The sequence below is a fragment of the Streptomyces sp. NPDC058671 genome (assembly GCF_042716475.1).
Classification (GTDB): Bacteria; Actinomycetota; Actinomycetes; order Streptomycetales; family Streptomycetaceae; genus Streptomyces.
The window spans coordinates 237,385-253,114 of the sequence record NZ_JBHXSA010000009.1 but is presented as its reverse complement, the minus strand read 5'-3'; the positions used below and the strand labels follow the sequence as shown (position 1 = coordinate 253,114).

General features: G+C 73.9%; 15 protein-coding genes. 10 read left to right on the top strand and 5 right to left on the bottom strand.

What is annotated here, in order from left to right; translation table 11 throughout:
* Positions 1 to 114: 114 nt before the first annotated feature.
* Both ACFWV2_RS14510 and ACFWV2_RS14505 read right to left on the bottom strand, forming a co-directional pair.
* Positions 115 to 681, bottom strand: a complete 567-nt coding sequence (locus ACFWV2_RS14510; RefSeq protein ID WP_384405306.1) for a hypothetical protein — start codon at positions 679 to 681, stop codon at positions 115 to 117.
* Positions 682 to 742: 61 nt separating this feature from the next.
* Entirely contained in the window at positions 743 to 1,537 is a 795-nt protein-coding gene (locus ACFWV2_RS14505) for a glutamate racemase (RefSeq protein WP_384405305.1), read from the bottom strand.
* Between the two features lie 57 nt (positions 1,538 to 1,594).
* On the opposite strand from ACFWV2_RS14505, the gene ACFWV2_RS14500 reads away from it, so the two are divergent.
* The 4 genes from ACFWV2_RS14500 (at position 1,595) to ACFWV2_RS14485 (ending at position 7,218) form a co-directional block, all read left to right on the top strand.
* Entirely contained in the window at positions 1,595 to 2,806 is a 1,212-nt protein-coding gene (locus tag ACFWV2_RS14500; RefSeq protein ID WP_384405304.1) for a glycosyltransferase, read from the top strand.
* 385 nt (positions 2,807 to 3,191) lie between these two features.
* Positions 3,192 to 3,686 carry a DUF6643 family protein gene (locus tag ACFWV2_RS14495; protein WP_384405303.1) on the top strand — a complete coding sequence of 165 codons (495 nt, stop codon included), beginning with the start codon at positions 3,192 to 3,194 and terminating at the stop codon, positions 3,684 to 3,686.
* A gap of 54 nt (positions 3,687 to 3,740) precedes the next feature.
* Positions 3,741 to 4,565, top strand: a complete 825-nt coding sequence (locus ACFWV2_RS14490; RefSeq protein WP_384405302.1) for an MOSC domain-containing protein — start codon at positions 3,741 to 3,743, stop codon at positions 4,563 to 4,565.
* A gap of 247 nt (positions 4,566 to 4,812) precedes the next feature.
* Positions 4,813 to 7,218: a right-handed parallel beta-helix repeat-containing protein gene (locus tag ACFWV2_RS14485; RefSeq protein WP_384405301.1), complete on the top strand. Its 2,406-nt coding sequence runs from the start codon at positions 4,813 to 4,815 to the stop codon at positions 7,216 to 7,218.
* On the opposite strand, the gene ACFWV2_RS14480 is transcribed toward ACFWV2_RS14485, so the two are convergent.
* Positions 7,188 to 9,638 (bottom strand): hypothetical protein, encoded by a 2,451-nt coding sequence (locus tag ACFWV2_RS14480; RefSeq protein WP_384405300.1) that lies wholly within the window; start codon positions 9,636 to 9,638, stop codon positions 7,188 to 7,190. The genes ACFWV2_RS14485 and ACFWV2_RS14480 overlap by 31 nt on opposite strands.
* Positions 9,639 to 9,772: 134 nt before the next feature.
* Here ACFWV2_RS14480 and ACFWV2_RS14475 point away from each other — a divergent pair, with 134 nt between their 5' ends.
* From ACFWV2_RS14475 to ACFWV2_RS14465, 3 genes are all read left to right on the top strand, one after another.
* Positions 9,773 to 10,600, top strand: coding sequence for a DeoR/GlpR family DNA-binding transcription regulator (locus tag ACFWV2_RS14475; protein WP_384405299.1), 828 nt, complete (start codon positions 9,773 to 9,775; stop codon positions 10,598 to 10,600).
* Positions 10,597 to 11,034 carry an SRPBCC family protein gene (locus tag ACFWV2_RS14470; protein ID WP_384405298.1) on the top strand — a complete coding sequence of 146 codons (438 nt, stop codon included), beginning with the start codon at positions 10,597 to 10,599 and terminating at the stop codon, positions 11,032 to 11,034. Before ACFWV2_RS14475 ends, ACFWV2_RS14470 begins: the two co-directional genes overlap by 4 nt.
* Positions 11,035 to 11,275: 241 nt before the next feature.
* Complete coding sequence (locus tag ACFWV2_RS14465; RefSeq protein ID WP_384405297.1) at positions 11,276 to 11,776, top strand: SRPBCC family protein; 501 nt, start codon at positions 11,276 to 11,278, stop codon at positions 11,774 to 11,776.
* Here the strand turns inward: ACFWV2_RS14465 and ACFWV2_RS14460 are convergent.
* On the bottom strand, positions 11,736 to 12,878 hold the full coding sequence (locus ACFWV2_RS14460; protein WP_384405296.1) for a PLP-dependent cysteine synthase family protein: 1,143 nt from the start codon (positions 12,876 to 12,878) through the stop codon (positions 11,736 to 11,738). The two genes, ACFWV2_RS14465 and ACFWV2_RS14460, sit on opposite strands and share 41 nt — an antisense overlap.
* A 173-nt stretch (positions 12,879 to 13,051) precedes the next feature.
* On the opposite strand from ACFWV2_RS14460, the gene ACFWV2_RS14455 reads away from it, so the two are divergent.
* Positions 13,052 to 13,372 (top strand): hypothetical protein, encoded by a 321-nt coding sequence (locus tag ACFWV2_RS14455; RefSeq protein ID WP_384405295.1) that lies wholly within the window; start codon positions 13,052 to 13,054, stop codon positions 13,370 to 13,372.
* A gap of 231 nt (positions 13,373 to 13,603) precedes the next feature.
* Positions 13,604 to 14,209 carry an ATP-binding protein gene (locus tag ACFWV2_RS14450; RefSeq protein ID WP_384405294.1) on the top strand — a complete coding sequence of 202 codons (606 nt, stop codon included), beginning with the start codon at positions 13,604 to 13,606 and terminating at the stop codon, positions 14,207 to 14,209.
* Between the two features lie 73 nt (positions 14,210 to 14,282).
* Here ACFWV2_RS14450 and ACFWV2_RS14445 read toward each other — a convergent pair whose 3' ends face one another.
* A complete protein-coding gene (locus tag ACFWV2_RS14445; protein ID WP_384405293.1) occupies positions 14,283 to 15,053 on the bottom strand; it encodes an SAM-dependent methyltransferase in 771 nt (256 codons plus the stop codon).
* A gap of 203 nt (positions 15,054 to 15,256) precedes the next feature.
* Here ACFWV2_RS14445 and ACFWV2_RS14440 point away from each other — a divergent pair, with 203 nt between their 5' ends.
* Positions 15,257 to 15,724, top strand: coding sequence for an SRPBCC domain-containing protein (locus ACFWV2_RS14440; RefSeq protein ID WP_384405292.1), 468 nt, complete (start codon positions 15,257 to 15,259; stop codon positions 15,722 to 15,724).
* Positions 15,725 to 15,730 lie beyond the last annotated feature (6 nt).

Sequence of the window (15,730 nt, the reverse complement as noted above, 5' to 3'; positions counted from 1 at the left end):
CCGTCGGCGAGGGGGCCGGCAGGGGCCGGGGGCGACCCCGGTGACCTGCCCGTACGTCCGCCGCCGGGGTACGGGGCCGGGCGCGGGCGCGCCGCAGGCGTGGTGCGGACGGGTTCAGACGCCCGTCGCCGCCGGCGGTCCCGGCGGGGCCGGGTGGCGGAGCCGGTCGCGGATGGCGCGCACGGCGGACTCGGCGTCGTCGACGGTCACCGTGAACGTACGCCCGTCGCCGAGGCGCAGCACCAGGCCCTCGCCGCGCCGGACGACCACGGCCGTGCCCATCTCGGGGCGCCAGCGGTAGCCCCAGCCGCCCCAGTGGCGGGGAGTGACGCTCGGTGCGAACTCCGCGCCGACGATGTGGGAGAGGAGGATGCGGCGGCGCGGCAGGCCGATGTGGCCGCAGCGGACCTCCATGGCGAGGTCGTCGACCTTGACGGCCACGTGGACGAAGGCGAGCGTGCCGAAGAGGACGAGCAGTCCGCCGACGACGCAGCCGATCACGGCCATCAGGAGGGCCGCGATGCCGGAGGTCCAGGGCGATTCCACGGCGATGGTGATGCCGAGGGCCATGCAGGCGGCGCCCGCGACCGCGGCCACCCACTGGAAGCGGTTGGTGGCGCGGCCGGTCCAGACGACGGTTCTCCGCTCGTCGGCGTGCTGGTTCCGGGCGTGCTCCCTCATAAGGGAAGCGTACTCGGGGCCGGCCGGAACAGCGCGTCGGAACGAGGTCGTCCGCACACGTTCAGTGAGCGGGCGCGGTCGCCCCGAGGAGTCGGCCTTCGGCGTAGCCGAACGCGGTGGCCGGGAGGGGTCCGGGCCGTCCGCTGAGCAGGACGGAGAGGCCCCCGGTGGGGTCGGCGTCGGGGGCCGGTTCGGCGCCGACGCGGCGCAGTGCCTGGGCGGCGACGGCGTCCGCCGAGCCGTGGAAGACGAGGGCGGACAGCCCGGGGGCGCGGCGGGCTTCGAGGGCGGCGACGATGCGCTCCTCGACCAGCTCGTAGTGGGTGCAGCCGAGGACGACGGCGCGGACGTCCCGGGGGGTGAGCGCGGCGGCCGCGGCGACGGCCCGGTCCACGGCCTCCGGGTCGGCGTGCTCGACGGCGTCCGCGAGCCCCGGGCAGGGCACCTCGGTGACCTCGGCGCCGTCGGCGAAGTCGCGGATGAGCCCGCGCTGGTAGGCGCTGCCGGTGGTGGCCGGGGTGGCCCAGATGGCGACCTTGCCGCCGCCCGCGGCGGCGGGCTTGATCGCGGGCACGGTACCGATGACGGGGACGGCCGGTTCGAGGGCGGCGCGCAGGGCGGGCAGCGCGTGCACGGTGGCGGTGTTGCACGCGACGATGAGGGCCTGGGGGCGGTGCTCGGCGGCGGCGAGGGCGACGGCCAGGGCGCGCTCCGTGAGGTCCTCCGGTGTGCGCGGGCCCCACGGCATGCCGTCGGGGTCGTTGGAGAGGAGCAGATCGGCGTCCGGCCGGAGGCGCCGCACCGCGGCCGCCGCCGGGAGGAGGCCGATTCCGGAGTCCATGAGCGCGATCTTCACCCGGTCACCCTAGCCGATGAGCCTTACAAGCCCCGCGATCTGGGGCATGCTCCGCGCATGAGCACCCTCGCCTGGTTCGCCCTCGGTTCGTCGGTCGTGTGGGGTTGGCTGCTGCTGGGCCAGGGGTTCTTCTGGCGTACGGACCAGCGGCTACCGCCGATCGCCCGGCGCCACGCGCGCGGGGAGACCACGACTGCCGCGGGAGCCGAGGACCGGTGGCCGCAGGTGGCCGTCGTCGTGCCGGCGAGGGACGAGGCCGGGGTGCTGCCGCTGAGCCTGCCGTCGCTCCTCGCGCAGGACTATCCGGGTCTCGCGGACGTGATCCTCGTGGACGACGGGAGTACGGACGGCACGGGGAGGCTCGCCGCCGAGCTGGCCGAGGGGTACAAGGGGCTGCCGTTGACCGTGGTGTCCCCGGGCGAGCCGGAGCGGGGCTGGACGGGCAAGCTGTGGGCGCTGCGGCACGGCATGGCGCTGGCACGCGCGCGGGGCCCGGAGTTCCTGCTCCTCACGGACGCGGACATCGCCCATGAGCCGGACAGTCTGCGGCTGCTCGTGTCGGCGGCGGTGGAGAACGATCTGGATCTGGTGTCGCAGATGGCCCGCCTCCGGGTGACGAGCCCTTGGGAGCGCCTGGTCGTGCCGGCGTTCGTCTACTTCTTCGCACAGCTCTACCCGTTCCGCTGGATCAACCGGGCACGGCCGCTGGCGACGGCGGCCGCGGGGGGCTGTGTGCTGCTGCGGACAGCTACGGCCGACGCGGCGGGCGTCCCGGAGGCGATCCGGCAGGCGGTGATCGACGACGTGTCGTTGGCGCGGGCGGTACGGCGGGCCGGCGGCCGGATCTGGCTGGGTCTCGCGGAGCGGGTCGACAGCGTCCGCCCGTACCCGGGTCTCGGCGAGCTGTGGCGGATGGTCTCGCGGAGCGCGTACGCGCAGTTGCGGCACAGCCCGTTGCTGCTCACCGGGACGGTGGCGGGTCTTGTTCTCGTCTACCTGGTGCCGCCGGTGGCCCTGGTGGCGGGTGTGCTGGGCGGGGACCCGGTGGCGGCCTGGGCGGGTGGTGCGGCCTGGGCGGTGATGGCGGGGACGTACGCGCCGATGCTCCGCTACTACCGGCAGCAGCTGTGGCTCGCTCCGCTGCTGCCGTTCACCGCGTTCCTCTATCTCCTGATGACGGTGGACTCGGCGCTGCGGCACCACCGGGGCGTCGGGGCGGCCTGGAAGGGGCGGACGTACCCGCGCCCGGAGGCGGCCCCGGACAGGTGACCGGTCGGCCACCGGTCGCGCCCGTGGGGGCTCGGCCCGGAAAGGATTTTTCCGACACAGGGAGTAGCGCCGCCAATTCGGCGCGTACGCATGCCCCGGGAGAGGCTGCGGATTGACGCCTAAGCATGCTCATGATCACTTCCCTCTCGCCTTCTCCGCACTTTCTCTTTATCTGTTCTTCATGCCCGGGACGCCACACCGGAGCGAGACGGTCCGACCCGCCGGTAACCCCCTCCGAACTCGGCTTTTACACGATCTTGGCTCCTGGCGCCGCCCGTTTTTGGCACGTTCGCTCTGATTGGGGATCCGCTTCCGCACGAAGCCCGTCAAACAACCCGCTAATCGGGCTCCCCAACCAGCACATCGTGGGCTTAACTTATGTGCCATGACCTCCCCCCGCTCCACCTATGGAGGCGGTTACCACACCGCGCCGTCCTTCCCGGACACCCCGATCTACGACTCCCTGGTCGCGGAGCGGGGTACGCCTCAGATCGCCCCGATCCGAGTGCCCGCCGCCTACGACACCAGCAGCAGCTTTTCCGCGAGCGGCTCCTACCTGCCGGCGCTTCCCTCCGCACTGCCCGCCCTTCCCGCGGCGCCCGCCCCGCAGCCCTCCTACGGCGGCGGTTACGGATACCCGCAGCACTCTCCGCAGATGGCCCCCGTGCCCCTGCAGCACGCGCCCGCCCCGTACATCCCGCAGCAGCAGGTGGCCCCGCGCGGCTACCAGGGCGGCCAGTACCCGCAGCAGCCCCGGCCGGTGCCCGCCGGGTACGAGGCGATGCGCCCCGCGGCGCCCCGGCCCGCCCCCGCGCCGGTGCCCGCCCCCTTCCCGTACGACGACCCGTACAACCGTCCCTACCAGGGCGGGGGTTACTGACCGGCGCCTCGCTCCGGACCGCGGGCGGTCCGGGGCGGCTGGCAGGATGACGGCATGCCGACTCCCGCGCTCCGCTCCGTCCACGTCCATCCGGTGAAGGCCATGCGCGCGCTGGCTCCCGCGGAGGCCGAGGTCCAGCCCTGGGGGCTGGCCGGGGACCGCCGCTGGGCCGTCGTCGACGCCGCGGGCAAGGTCGTGACCCAACGCCGTCACCCCCGGATGGCGTTGGCCAAGGCGGAGCCGCTGCCGGGCGGCGGGGTCGTCCTGTCCGCGCCCGGCCACCCGCCCCTGACGGTCGAGGTGCCGCACCCCTCGGCCACCCTCACGGTGGACGTCTTCGACAAGCCCGTGGAGGCCGTCCCGGCCGACGCGGCGGCGGGAGGCTGGCTCTCGGCTTTCCTGGAGGGCGAGTTCCGGCTCGTCCACATGGACGCCCCCGAGCACCGGCGTCCCGTCGACCCGGCGTACGCCCTGCCCGGCGAGACGGTGAGCTTCGCGGACGGCTATCCGCTGCTCGTCGCCACCACGTCCTCGCTCGACGCCCTCAACTCCCTCGTCGCGCAGGGGGACCACTCCCCCGAGGGCCCCCTCCCGATGAACCGGTTCCGGCCGAACCTGGTGATCGGGGGGACCTCCCCCTGGGAGGAGGACGGCTGGACGCGCCTCACCGTCGGAGAGGTCACCTTCCGGGTCGCGAGGCCCTGCGGGCGTTGTGTCGTCACCACAACGGACCAGGTCACCGCCGAGCGGGGCAAGGAACCGCTGCGGACCCTCGCCCTGCACCGCAGGAACGACGGCCGGGTCATCTTCGGCCAGAACCTCGTCCCCGAGCACACCGGGACGGTCCGGGTCGGCGACGAGGTCAAGATCCTCGACTGAGACGCGGCCCCCGGAGCGCGTCGGCCCCCGGCCTGGACGCGGGACACCCGACAGAGCTCGGTGGCCCGGGGGGAGGCGCGTCTCGACCGGGCGTGGGCGGCGACCGGGCCGGACCGGGGCCGGGCGGGAACGGGCAGCTGAGCGCGGAGGGGTGCTCGTCGGTGACCCGTCAACCCGGCCGCCCCGCGCGCGCTACGGTGGGGCATCCGATCAGCGGCGAGGCATGAGGCGGGGGCAGGACACACCCATGGCACAGGGCACGGTCCAGGTGACGCACACCGGCACATCGCGGTGGCGGCGCCGCACGGGTGAGTACCCCTCGCTGGCCGCGGCGCTCGAGGCCGCGGGGGACGGGGACGTGCTCACCGTCGCGCCGGGCACCTACCGGGAGAACCTCGTCGTACACCGGGCCGTCACCCTGCGCGGCCCCGAGGGCGGGGTCGGCTCGGTGCGGATCGCGCCGCCGGACGGCGTGGCGCTGACGCTCCGCGCCTCCGTCACCGTGCAGGACCTCCACATCGAGGGGCAGGACGTCGCCGCGCCGGCGCTGCTCGTCGAGGACGGCACGCCCGAGCTGCTCGACCTGCGGATCATGACCCGCTCGGCCGCCGGTATCGAGGTGCGGGGCGCGGCCCGGCCGACGGTCCGCCGCTGCACGGTCGACAACCCCGCCGGCATCGGCATCGCCGTACTCGACGGGGCCGGCGGGGTGTTCGAGGAGTGCGAGGTCGTCTCCGCCGGGCAGGCGGGCATCTCGGTGCGCGGCGGGGCGCATCCGCGGTTCGAACGCTGCCGGGTGCACCACGCCTCCGGCGCCGGGATCGCCGTCACCGGCGAGGGCAGCGCCCTGGAGGGCATCGGCTGCGAGGTGTACGAGATCAAGGGCGCCGGCCTCCAGATCGCCGCCCGCGCGACCGCGCACCTCACGGACTCCTCCGTGCACCGCACCTCGGCGGACGGCATCACCCTCGACACCGACGCGGTGCTCACCCTCTCGGACTGCGACATCCACGACATCCCCGAGAACGCCGTCGACCTGCGTTCCCGCTCGGTGCTCACCCTGACCCGGTCGACGGTCCGCCGCTTCGGCCGCAACGGCCTCTCGGTGTGGGACCCGGGGACCCGGGTGGACGCCAACCAGTGCGAGATCCACGACAGTACGGGCGACTACCCGGCGGTCTGGGTGAGCGACGGGGCGACCGCCGTCCTCGACGCCTGCCGGGTCCACGACGTGCCGGACGCGCTGTTCGTCCTCGACCGGGGCTCCCGGGTCGACGTCGTCGACAGCGACCTGTCGCAGGTGCGGAACACGGCGGTGTCGGTGAGCGACGGGGCGACGGCGCAGCTCGACGACTGCCGGATCCGGGAGGCGTCGACGGGCGCCTGGTTCCGGGACCACGGCAGCGGCGGCACCCTCAGCGGGTGCACCGTCGACTCCGTGCAGACGGGCGTCATCGTCACCAAGGGAGCCGACCCCACGATCGACCGGTGCACGGTCACCTCGCCCGCCGAGGCCGGGTTCTACGTGTCGGCCGAGGGGCGGGGCTCCTTCCACGGCTGTCGGGTCACCGGCAGCGGCGGTTACGGGTTCCACGTCACCGACGGCTGCCGGACCACGCTGCGCAAGTGCCGTACGGAGCGGTGCGCGCGCGGCGGGTACGAGTTCCCCGAGGAGGGGACGAGCGCGGAGGACTGCACCAGTGACGAGAGCGCGGTCCGCTCCTCCGTACCCGACGGGGGGACGGTCCTGACGGCCACCCAGTCGGCGGGGCTGCTCGGGACGGTGCCCGCTCCGCGCCCCACGGCGGCGGCGCCGGCCGTCCCGGAGCCGGTGCCCGCTTCCCGTTCGTCGCAGGACGTGCTCGGCGAGCTGGACGCCCTGGTGGGTCTGGAGAGCGTCAAGCTGGAGGTGCGCACCCTCACGAACATGATCGAAGTGGGGCGCAGGCGTCAGGAGGCCGGTCTCAAGGCGGCCTCGGTCCGCCGCCATCTGGTCTTCACGGGAAACCCGGGCACGGGCAAGACGACGGTGGCCCGGCTGTACGGCGAGATCCTGGCCTCCCTCGGCGTGCTGGAGCGCGGGCACCTGGTGGAGGTGTCCCGGGTGGACCTGGTCGGCGAGCACATCGGGTCGACGGCGATCCGCACCCAGGAGGCCTTCGACCGGGCGCGGGGCGGGGTGCTGTTCGTCGACGAGGCGTACGCCCTGTCGCCGGAGGACTCGGGGCGTGACTTCGGCCGGGAGGCGATCGACACACTGGTCAAGCTGATGGAGGACCACCGGGACGCGGTCGTCGTCATCGTCGCGGGCTACACGGCGGAGATGGAGCGCTTCCTCACCGTCAACCCCGGTGTGGCGTCCCGTTTCTCACGGACGATCAGCTTCGGTGACTACGCTCCGGACGAGCTGTTGCGGATCGTGGGGCAGCAGGCGGACGAGCACGAGTACCGGCTCGCCCCGGGCACGGACGAGGCGCTGCTCGCGTACTTCACGAAACTGCCGAAGGGTCCGGCCTTCGGCAATGGCCGCACGGCGCGGCAGACGTTCGAGTCGATGGTGGAGCGGCACGCGGGGCGGGTGTCCGCGCTCGCCGAGGCGAGCACGGACGACCTGACGCTGCTCTATCCGGAGGATCTGCCGGAACTCCCCTGATCGGCCGTCTCGTTGGGGTCGCGCTGCCGGGGCATGGCGGGGAGCAGCTGGTCGAGGAGGGCGGTGCGCCGCAGGGCGAACGTCGGGTCGGCCTGGTAGTCGGAGTGGCCGAGGATCGGTTCGGGCAGCGGGTGCCTGCGGGTGCGGCCGTAGGCGACGGGGTCGAGCAGGACGGCCGCGTCCACGGCCGGCCGGCCGTCCTCCGCGGGGACCCGGACGGGCCCGCCGATGGGGTCGGTGGCCCGGTACAGGTTGTTCCAGCAGTGCACCGTACGGTTCAGGGAGCGCAGCGCGTGCGGGCCGAAGTAGGCGGGGAACCAGCGGCCGTAGAGGCGCTCCAGGGGTGAGCCGTAGGTGAGGAGCGCGACCCGGCGCCGGGTGGCGGGCGGCAGCTGCCAGACGGCGGCCGCGGCGAGGACGCTGCCCTGCGAGTGCCCGGAGATGACGAGCCGGCCGCCGGTGCTCCCGGTCCAGGAGTTCATCCGCCAGATCAGGTCGGGCACCGCGCGTTCGGCGTAGCAGGGCGGGGCGAAGGGGTGGGCGGCGCGGGGCCAGAAGGTGCCGACGTCCCAGAGGATGCCGATGGTGCGGCGGGCGGAGGCGTCCCGGTAGGCGCGGCGGCCCCAGGTGACGAAGAGCAGGAAGCCGAAGCCGATCATCCAGGAACCGAGGGCCTGGGCGGCGGAGGCCAGGGACGCGACGGCCGGGTGGGCGCCGTCGAAGGCCCGGCCGGGAACGTTTCCGCTGGTCCAGGCGCCGGCGACGGAGACGGCTCCGAGCAGCAGGGTGGCGCCCGAGACGACGCCGACGAGGACGGGCGCGGAGTCGGTGAGCGCGGCCCGGGCCCGGCCGGACGCGATCTGTCCCGTACGGACCGGGTCGCGTTCGTCCGCGGTGTCGTAGTCGGCCTCGACGGTGGTGCGCAGCCGCCGGGCGGCGAGCGCGGTCCGTACGGCGAGGAGGGCGGCCGGCGCGAGCAGCAGCAGGAGCAGCACGGGGATGACGGACGCCTGCCAGCTGAGCAGCACGGGCGGGGCGATCCGGGGGCCGCCGTGGGCGGCGCCGGGTCCGTCGAGCCAGTCGGCGACCCGCTGGGCCACTCCCCCGGACATGACTCCGGCGAGGGCGCAGGCGAGCATGGCGACGGCGGGGCCGCCGAGTCCGCGCAGCGCCGTGCGTGGGTTCCGCCCGGGTCGCTGGAGCAGCAGGGCGACCACGCCGAGGGCGACGACGAGGCCGCCCTGGGCGAGGGTGAGGGCGCCGAAGAAGACGTCGCCGGGGAGGGTGCCGGTGGACGTCCAGCCGGGGCGGGACCAGCCGGCGTACAGGGCGGTGATGACCAGGAGGGCGAGTGAGGCGCCGGGCAGCCAGGTGACGAGGGCGCGTTCGACACACAGGTCGAGCCGGCGCTCGCTGCGGCCGCGACGGCACACGACCCAGACGACGAGCACGGACAGGGCGACGACGGCGGCCTGGAGGGCCGGTCCCACGGCGGCGCCGGAACCGGTGCCGGAGGTGGTGGCGTCGTGCCGTGCGGTCGCGGTGGCGAGGGCGGCGGAGACGGTGAGGAATCCGGCGGCGGTGTGGGCGGCTCTGAGGCGGGCGACGAGCCTGCGCCCGTACCAGAAGCCGGGGCGGCCGAGGGCGGGCCGCCGCTCGACGGGATCCTGGCCGCCTTCCTGCGCCGTGATCCCTGTCGTCGCCGTGTCGGAGGCGGTGGTGGCCGTCCCGGTGGCGGCGGTCGCGGTGGCGGCGGTACCGGGCGTCTCCGTACCGGGCGCGTCGTAGCCGGTGGGCGGGCGCTGGGCCTCGTACGCGCTCCAGGTGCGGTTCGACAGGTACCAGAGGAGGCCGACGAGGGCGGCCGGCACCAGGGCGGCGAGGGCGAGGCGGCGGCCCGGGGCGGACCACCAGCCGCCGCGGTCCGCCGAGAGGAAGCCGAGCCAGGGGTACGTGTCGGCGCAGGCGGCGGTCCCGGCGCACTGCCAGGCCGTCAGGTCGAGCGCGACCTCGCAGGCGGCGGCGGTGAGGAGCACGGTGAGGGTGAGGGCGACGAGCCGGACGAGGACCCCGTACAGCCGGACCGTCCCGCGGCGGCCCCGGGCGGGCGGGCGCATCCAGTGCGCCAGGTTGACCACCATGAACGGCAGGAGCAGCAGCCATAAGGCTCGGGCGCCGTCGCCCGAGGTCAGATTGGACCAGCAGTACGCCTCCGGGATGGGGCGTGCCGCGTACCGCTGGGGGTGGATCTCGGCGTCGAGGTCCTCCGCCCGCCGGTACACGGCGGCGGTCCGGTCGCCGGTGATCCGTACGGTCCTGGGGTCGTCGAGCATGTCCTGGGGGGTGGCTCCGCCGACTCCGTGGACGAGGAGTTCGAGCGCCGCGCCCCCGCTCTCCGGGGCGGGTGTGGCAGGGGACACTGAGGGGACTTCCTCTCAGGGTGGGAAGATGCGACGTCGGCACCAGGATCGCGGACGGATGCGCGTCCGCGCACCGTTCCTCACCGAATCCGACACCCATCCCCTTGTCTCCTGCGGAAGGACCGGCCCCGGCGGTGACTGACAACCAGAACCTCCTCGCGGAGCAGCGGCGCGCCCTGATCCTCGACGAGGTCCGGCGGCGCGGCGGTGTCCGGGTCAACGAACTGACCCGTCGCCTGGGCGTCTCGGACATGACGATCCGCCGCGACCTCGACGCACTGGCCCGGCAGGGCATGCTGGAGAAGGTGCACGGCGGGGCCGTCCCGGTGGTCGAGGCGAGCACCCACGAGCCGGGCTTCGAGGCCAAGTCGGTGCTCGAACCGAGCGCCAAGGACGAGATCGCCCGGGTCGCGGCCGCCCTGGTCGCGCCGGGCACGGCGATCGCCCTGTCCGGCGGGACGACGACCTTCGCCCTGGCCCGGCATCTGCTCGACGTCCCGGACCTGACGGTGGTGACGAACTCGGTCCGGGTCGCTGACGTCTTCCACGAGGCCCAGCTCGCGAACAGCGGGGGCGAGTCCCGTCGCGGGGCGGCGACGGTGGTCCTGACGGGCGGGATGCGGACGCCGTCCGACGCCCTGGTGGGGCCGGTGGCGGACCGGGCGGTCCGCTCGCTCCACTTCGACCTGCTGTTCCTCGGCGTGCACGGCATCTCGGTGGAGGCCGGCCTCTCGACGCCGAACCTGGCGGAGGCGGAGACCAACCGGTGCCTGATGCGGTCGGCGCGCCGGGTGGTGGTGGTCGCCGACCACACCAAGTGGGGGACGGTGGGCCTGAGTTCCTTCGCCGCGCTCGAGGACGTGGACACCTGGGTGACGGACCGCGGGCTGCCCGAGGGCGTACGGGCCGAGGTGGCCGAGCAGCTGCCCGGACTCGTGGTGGCGGGCGAGGAGCAGGCGTGAGCCGCTTCCGGGTCGAGCGGACGGTGCCGCTGGCGCCCGCGGAGGTGTGGCGGCGGCTGACGGACTGGCCGGCGCACGGGCGTCTGGTGCCGCTGACGCGGACGAGGGTGCTGACGCCGGGACCGAACCGGGCCGGCACCCGGTTCACCGCACGTACCGGGATCGGTCGCCTCGCCTTCGACGACCCGATGGAGGTCGTGCGCTGGGAACCCCCGGCGGCGGGCCGGCCGGGTGCGTGCCGGCTGGAGAAGTCCGGCCGGGTGGTACGGGGGTGGGCCCTGGTCGAGGTGACGGAGCTGCCCGGCGGCAGCCGGGTGGTGTGGACGGAGGAGCTGTCCGTACGGGGGGTGCCGAGGTTCTTCGATCCGGTGCTTGCGCGGGCGGGACGGGTCCTGTTCGGCAGAGCGGTGGACGGGCTGCTGAGGAGGGCCTGAGTCTGCTCCGGGCGCCTGGCGGGGGCTCGGGGCGTCAGGTGCGGGGTGTCAAGTGCCGGGCGGCTTGCGACGGGCGGCGGCTGCGGGGCGGCTTGCGACGGGCGCCGGGTTCCGGGTTCCGCGGGTCCGGCGCCGGGGTTTGGGCTCGCGTGACAGGGGGGTGACGCCGTCGCCCCCCTGTGCTGTTGACAGTTCGTCAGCTACGGTGCTCTTTCGCTTCCGTCCTGGGGAGGTTCGGTCCATGGCACGCCGACTGAGGCCGGTGGAGCTCGACTTCACCGCATCCGCGCCCGTCCGCCTGGTCTTCACCGCGACGCTGGCGGCACCGCCTCCGGCCGTCTACCGGTCGCTCGCCGTGGAGGTGGGGAGCATGCCCGCCTGGTTCACGGCGGTGGTCTCCGCCGTCCCCACCGGCGACGGGGCCGCCAGGACCGTCCGGCTGCGGGGCGGGATCGCGTTCGAGGAGACGGTCCTGGCCTCCGAGCCCGACGTCCGGTACGCCTACCGGGTGGACGCCACCAACGCCCCGGGCGTCACGGCCCTCGCGGAGGAGTGGGTCCTCTCCCCCTCGGGCCGGGGCACCCGGCTTCGGTGGACCATGGCGGCGGACGGCGCGGCCCCGTTCCGGCTGGGGCTGCGGCTCGCGGGGCCCGGCGTGGGGCTGTGGTTCCGGGACGCGGCGCGCCGACTGGACCGACGGCTCATTCCGGCCAGGACCCGGACGCCAGGAACCGTTCGATAGCGGCGCCGTACGGGGCGATGTCGAGGCCCTGGGCGGCAAGCCAGTCGTCGGAGTAGTACTTGTCGAGGTACCGCTCGCCGGGGTCGCAGATCAGGGTGACGACACTGCCGGTCCGGCCGTGCGCGACCATCTCGGCGATGATCTTGAAGGCGCTCCAGAGACCGGTGCCGGTGGAGCCGCCCGCCTTGCGGCCGATCGCGGCCTCCAGGGCGCGGACCGCGGCGACGCTCGCCGCGTCGGGGACCTTCATCATGCGGTCGACCGCCCCCGGCACGAAGCTGGGCTCCATCCGTGGGCGGCCGATGCCCTCGATCCGGGAGCCGCAGTCCGCGGTGGCGGCGGGGTCGTGATGCGTCCAGCCGTCGAAGAAGCAGGAGTTCTCGGGGTCGGCCACACAGATGCGGGTGTCGTGCTGCATGTAGTGGACGTAGCGGGCGATGGTCGCCGAGGTGCCGCCGGTACCCGCGGTGGCCACGATCCAGGCGGGCTCCGGATAGCGCTCCAGCCTCAGCTGCTGGTACATGGACTCGGCGATGTTGTTGTTGCCGCGCCAGTCGGTCGCCCGCTCCGCGTAGGTGAACTGGTCCATGTAATGGCCGCCGGTGCGCTCGGCGAGGGCGGCGGCCTCCTCGTACATCGTGCGCGAGTCGTCGACGAAGTGGCACTGCCCGCCGTGGAACTCGATGAGCCGGCACTTCTCGGGGCTGGTGGTGCGGGGCATGACGGCGATGAAGGGCACGCCGATGAGCTTCGCGAAGTACGCCTCGGAGACGGCGGTCGAGCCGCTGGAGGCCTCGATGACGGGCTTCCCCGGCCGCACCCAGCCGTTGCAGAGGCCGTACAGGAAGAGGGATCGGGCGAGGCGGTGCTTGAGGCTGCCGGTGGGGTGGGTGGACTCGTCCTTGAGGTAGAGGTCGATGCCCCACTTCTCGGGGAGCGGGAAGCGCAGCAGATGGGTGTCGGCGGAGCGGTTGGCGTCGGCCTGGACCTTGCGGACGGCCTCCTTGAGCCAGGACCGGTACGCCGGATCGCTGCGGTCGACGTCGACGGTCACCGCGGCGACGCCCGCGCGGTTCCCCGCGTTGTTCTCCGTGGTGCTCATGCGCGCCTCTCCTCGGTCTTTCCACTGGGTGTCCAGTGCCGACGATACCCCTCTCACCTGGGCAAACGTTTCCTTTGACTGTCCATAGGGATGACTTGCGGAAGGGCCTCTGGTGTGGGCACGGGCGGCCCGGCACACTGGGAACGACAACCGGGTGAAAGGGGCGGATCGGCATGGCGGAGGCTGAGTTCAGCGCGAGGGGCGTACGGATCGACCGCTGGCCGCGGTCGTTGACACGCGCCGGGGAGGTACGGATCGAGGACGGCCGGCTAGCCCTGCTCACCAGTTACGGCACCGAGATCGACAGCGCGCCCGTCAGCAGGGTCAGGGCGGGCCGCCCGTGGTTCGCGAGGGCCGACGAGGCCGTGGCGACGGTGAACGGCACGCGCTACCGGCTGACGCTGGGCGACGATCACGAGGGCGGCGGCGACGGCGACCCGGAGGAGTCGGGCCGGTTCCTCGCGGCGCTGAAGCGGGCCGCCGGGCGGCGCTGAGGCGTCCGTCGGCCTTGGGCGGGGAGGGGGCGGCGGGGCACGGCCGGCGCGGGCCTCGGGTCGCCGTGAGTTGCGAGACCGTCACCACTGGTTCACGCTGGAATCACCTCACAGTGGGTTCACCGGCGGTGACAGTACGTTGCGGGTCGCCGCCCCCGTCCTGAGCTCCCTGTGCCGCAGGAGAGATCCGTATCTTCGTCTTCTTCCGGACTACTTCGGGGAGTCGCAGCCGTGATCAGCGAGCCCAGCAGGTATTACGCGGTGGAGCTTCAGGCCCTGCCGTCGCGGATCGGACAGGTCCGCAGAATTGTCTCCGCGCATCTGCGTCACTGGCACCTCGACGCTCTGGTCGATCAGGCCGTGCTCGGAGTCACCGAACTTCTGACGAACGTCCACCGGCACGCCAGGCCGGACAAACGGTGCACCGTCGAGATCGAGCTGCTGCTCGACCGGCTGACGGTCTCCGTCCGGGACCACGACCCCCGCATACCGGAGGCCGGCTGCCCGGAGGCGCTCCACGCCTCCGGCGAACTGGCCACCTCCGGCCGCGGCCTCGCCATCGTCGGCGCGGTCAGCGAGAGCTGGGGGGTCCGTCCCTGCGGCGGGGACGGGAAGGTGGTGTGGTTCACCCTCTCGGCGCCGCCGCGCCCCGTCCCGGTCATGGCCCGCTCGGGCGCCGTGTACGACTCCGCGGCCGAGGTCCCCTTCCGGGGGTACGGACGGTTCTCCGGCCTCCCGCTCAGCGCCCCGGTCGACCCGGCCCCCGCCCTCGAACCGGCCCTCGCGCCCGAACCGCTCCTCACCCCGGAGCCGGTCCTGGTGGGCGGAGCGCTCTGAAGGGCCCATGGGACCTGGCCACGGGGGGAAGCGCCCGCGAGAAGCACGAGCGCTTCCCCCCGTGGTCGTCGTGTCAGGCCACGGCGATGAGCGTGAGGTACGCCATGTTGAGGACCCGCCGGTAGCCGTTCAGCCAGGTGGAACGCTGCCGATCGACGCGCTCGCGGGTCTCGGCGGCGAGCGGGTGGTCGGGGTGGGCGGCGAGCCAGACCTCGGTGTCGTACCGGTAGCCCGACTCGAATTCCTCCCACTCCTCCGCGCTCCCCGTCTCGATCCACGCGGGGCGGAATCCCGCCTCGATCGCGAGGTCGACGAGGGCGCCGAGGGACAGGTGGTCGCCGGCGTTCGCGCCGGGCCACATGCCGGCCAGCTCCTCCTCGGTGGGAGTGCGCTCCCAGAAGCCCTCCCCGAGCACGACCCGGCCGCCCGGCCGGACCAGCCGGCGCAGCTCGCGCAGAGCGGCCGCGGGGTCGTGCGGCTGCTCGGGGTCGCAGAGCGCCTGGCTCGACCCGAGACAGAGGATCGCGTCGACGGGCCCGCGGTCGGTGCCGAGGGCCGACTCCTCGACGAACTCGACGCGGTCGGCGAGCCCCCGGGCCTCGGCCAGGGCGCGGCCGCGGGCCAGGTCCTCCGCGTTGATGTCGATGCCGGCGCCCTTGGCGGCGGGGGCCGCCTCCAGGACCCGGAGCAGCAACTCGCCCCAGCCGCAGCCGATGTCGAGCACGTCGGCGGGTTCGGTGGCGGCGAGCCGCTCGATCATGCGGGTGGCGCGGGCCTCGGAGAGGGGACCGTGGAAGGTGAGGTTGCCGAGTCGCGGAGGAAGATCGTTTCCAGAAGAGGTCATGAGGGGGAACAGTACGGCGTCCGGCATGTCACCGACCAGGGATTTCCGTTGACGGGCCGGGATTTGGAGCGGTCCGGCCCGCGGTGCCGTACCGCCGGAGGGACGGCGCCGCTGGAGGGGCGGTCCGGTCCGAGGGGCGGCGCCGTTGGAGGGTGGCACCGCCGGAGGGGCGGTGGCTGCGGACACGGCCTAGCCTTGCAGTCGTGTACACGACGCGTGTGTCCCGCCATGTCGACGCCCCGCCCTCGGCCGTCTACCGTGCCCTGCTCGACCCGGGCGCCGTCGGGCGCTGGCGGGTGCCGGACGGAATGATCTGCGAGGTGCACGACTTCGACGCGCGCGAAGGCGGTACCTTCCGGGTCTCGCTGCACTACGGGACCGCGGACGGCGTGGGCAAGTCGGGGGCGCGCACGGACACGTACCACGGGCGCTTCGTGGAGCTGCTCGCGGAGGAACGCGTGGTCGAGGTCGTCGAGTTCGAGGCCCCGGACCCCCGGCTGCACGGCGCGATGACCCTCACGACGACGCTGGTGGCGATCGGCGGCGGCACGGACGTGCTCGTCGTCCACGAGGGGGTGCCGGACGCGGTGCCCGCCGCCGACAACGAGACGGGGACGCGCATGGCCCTGGACCGGCTCGCCGCCCTGGTAGAGGGCCGCTCCGAGGGGTAGGCACCA

What these genes read in the sequence shown, in the direction of transcription:
- ACFWV2_RS14460 (WP_384405296.1), bottom strand. Translation starts at nt 12,878, where the DNA reads ATGAGCACCACGGAGAACAACGCGGGGAACCGCGCGGGCGTCGCCGCG.
- ACFWV2_RS14495 (WP_384405303.1), top strand. Translation starts at nt 3,192, where the DNA reads ATGACCTCCCCCCGCTCCACCTATGGAGGCGGTTACCACACCGCGCCG.
- ACFWV2_RS14490 (WP_384405302.1), top strand. Translation starts at nt 3,741, where the DNA reads ATGCCGACTCCCGCGCTCCGCTCCGTCCACGTCCATCCGGTGAAGGCC.
- ACFWV2_RS14445 (WP_384405293.1), bottom strand. Translation starts at nt 15,053, where the DNA reads ATGACCTCTTCTGGAAACGATCTTCCTCCGCGACTCGGCAACCTCACC.
- ACFWV2_RS14485 (WP_384405301.1), top strand. Translation starts at nt 4,813, where the DNA reads ATGGCACAGGGCACGGTCCAGGTGACGCACACCGGCACATCGCGGTGG.
- ACFWV2_RS14455 (WP_384405295.1), top strand. Translation starts at nt 13,052, where the DNA reads ATGGCGGAGGCTGAGTTCAGCGCGAGGGGCGTACGGATCGACCGCTGG.
- ACFWV2_RS14510 (WP_384405306.1), bottom strand. Translation starts at nt 681, where the DNA reads ATGAGGGAGCACGCCCGGAACCAGCACGCCGACGAGCGGAGAACCGTC.
- ACFWV2_RS14500 (WP_384405304.1), top strand. Translation starts at nt 1,595, where the DNA reads ATGAGCACCCTCGCCTGGTTCGCCCTCGGTTCGTCGGTCGTGTGGGGT.
- ACFWV2_RS14465 (WP_384405297.1), top strand. Translation starts at nt 11,276, where the DNA reads ATGGCACGCCGACTGAGGCCGGTGGAGCTCGACTTCACCGCATCCGCG.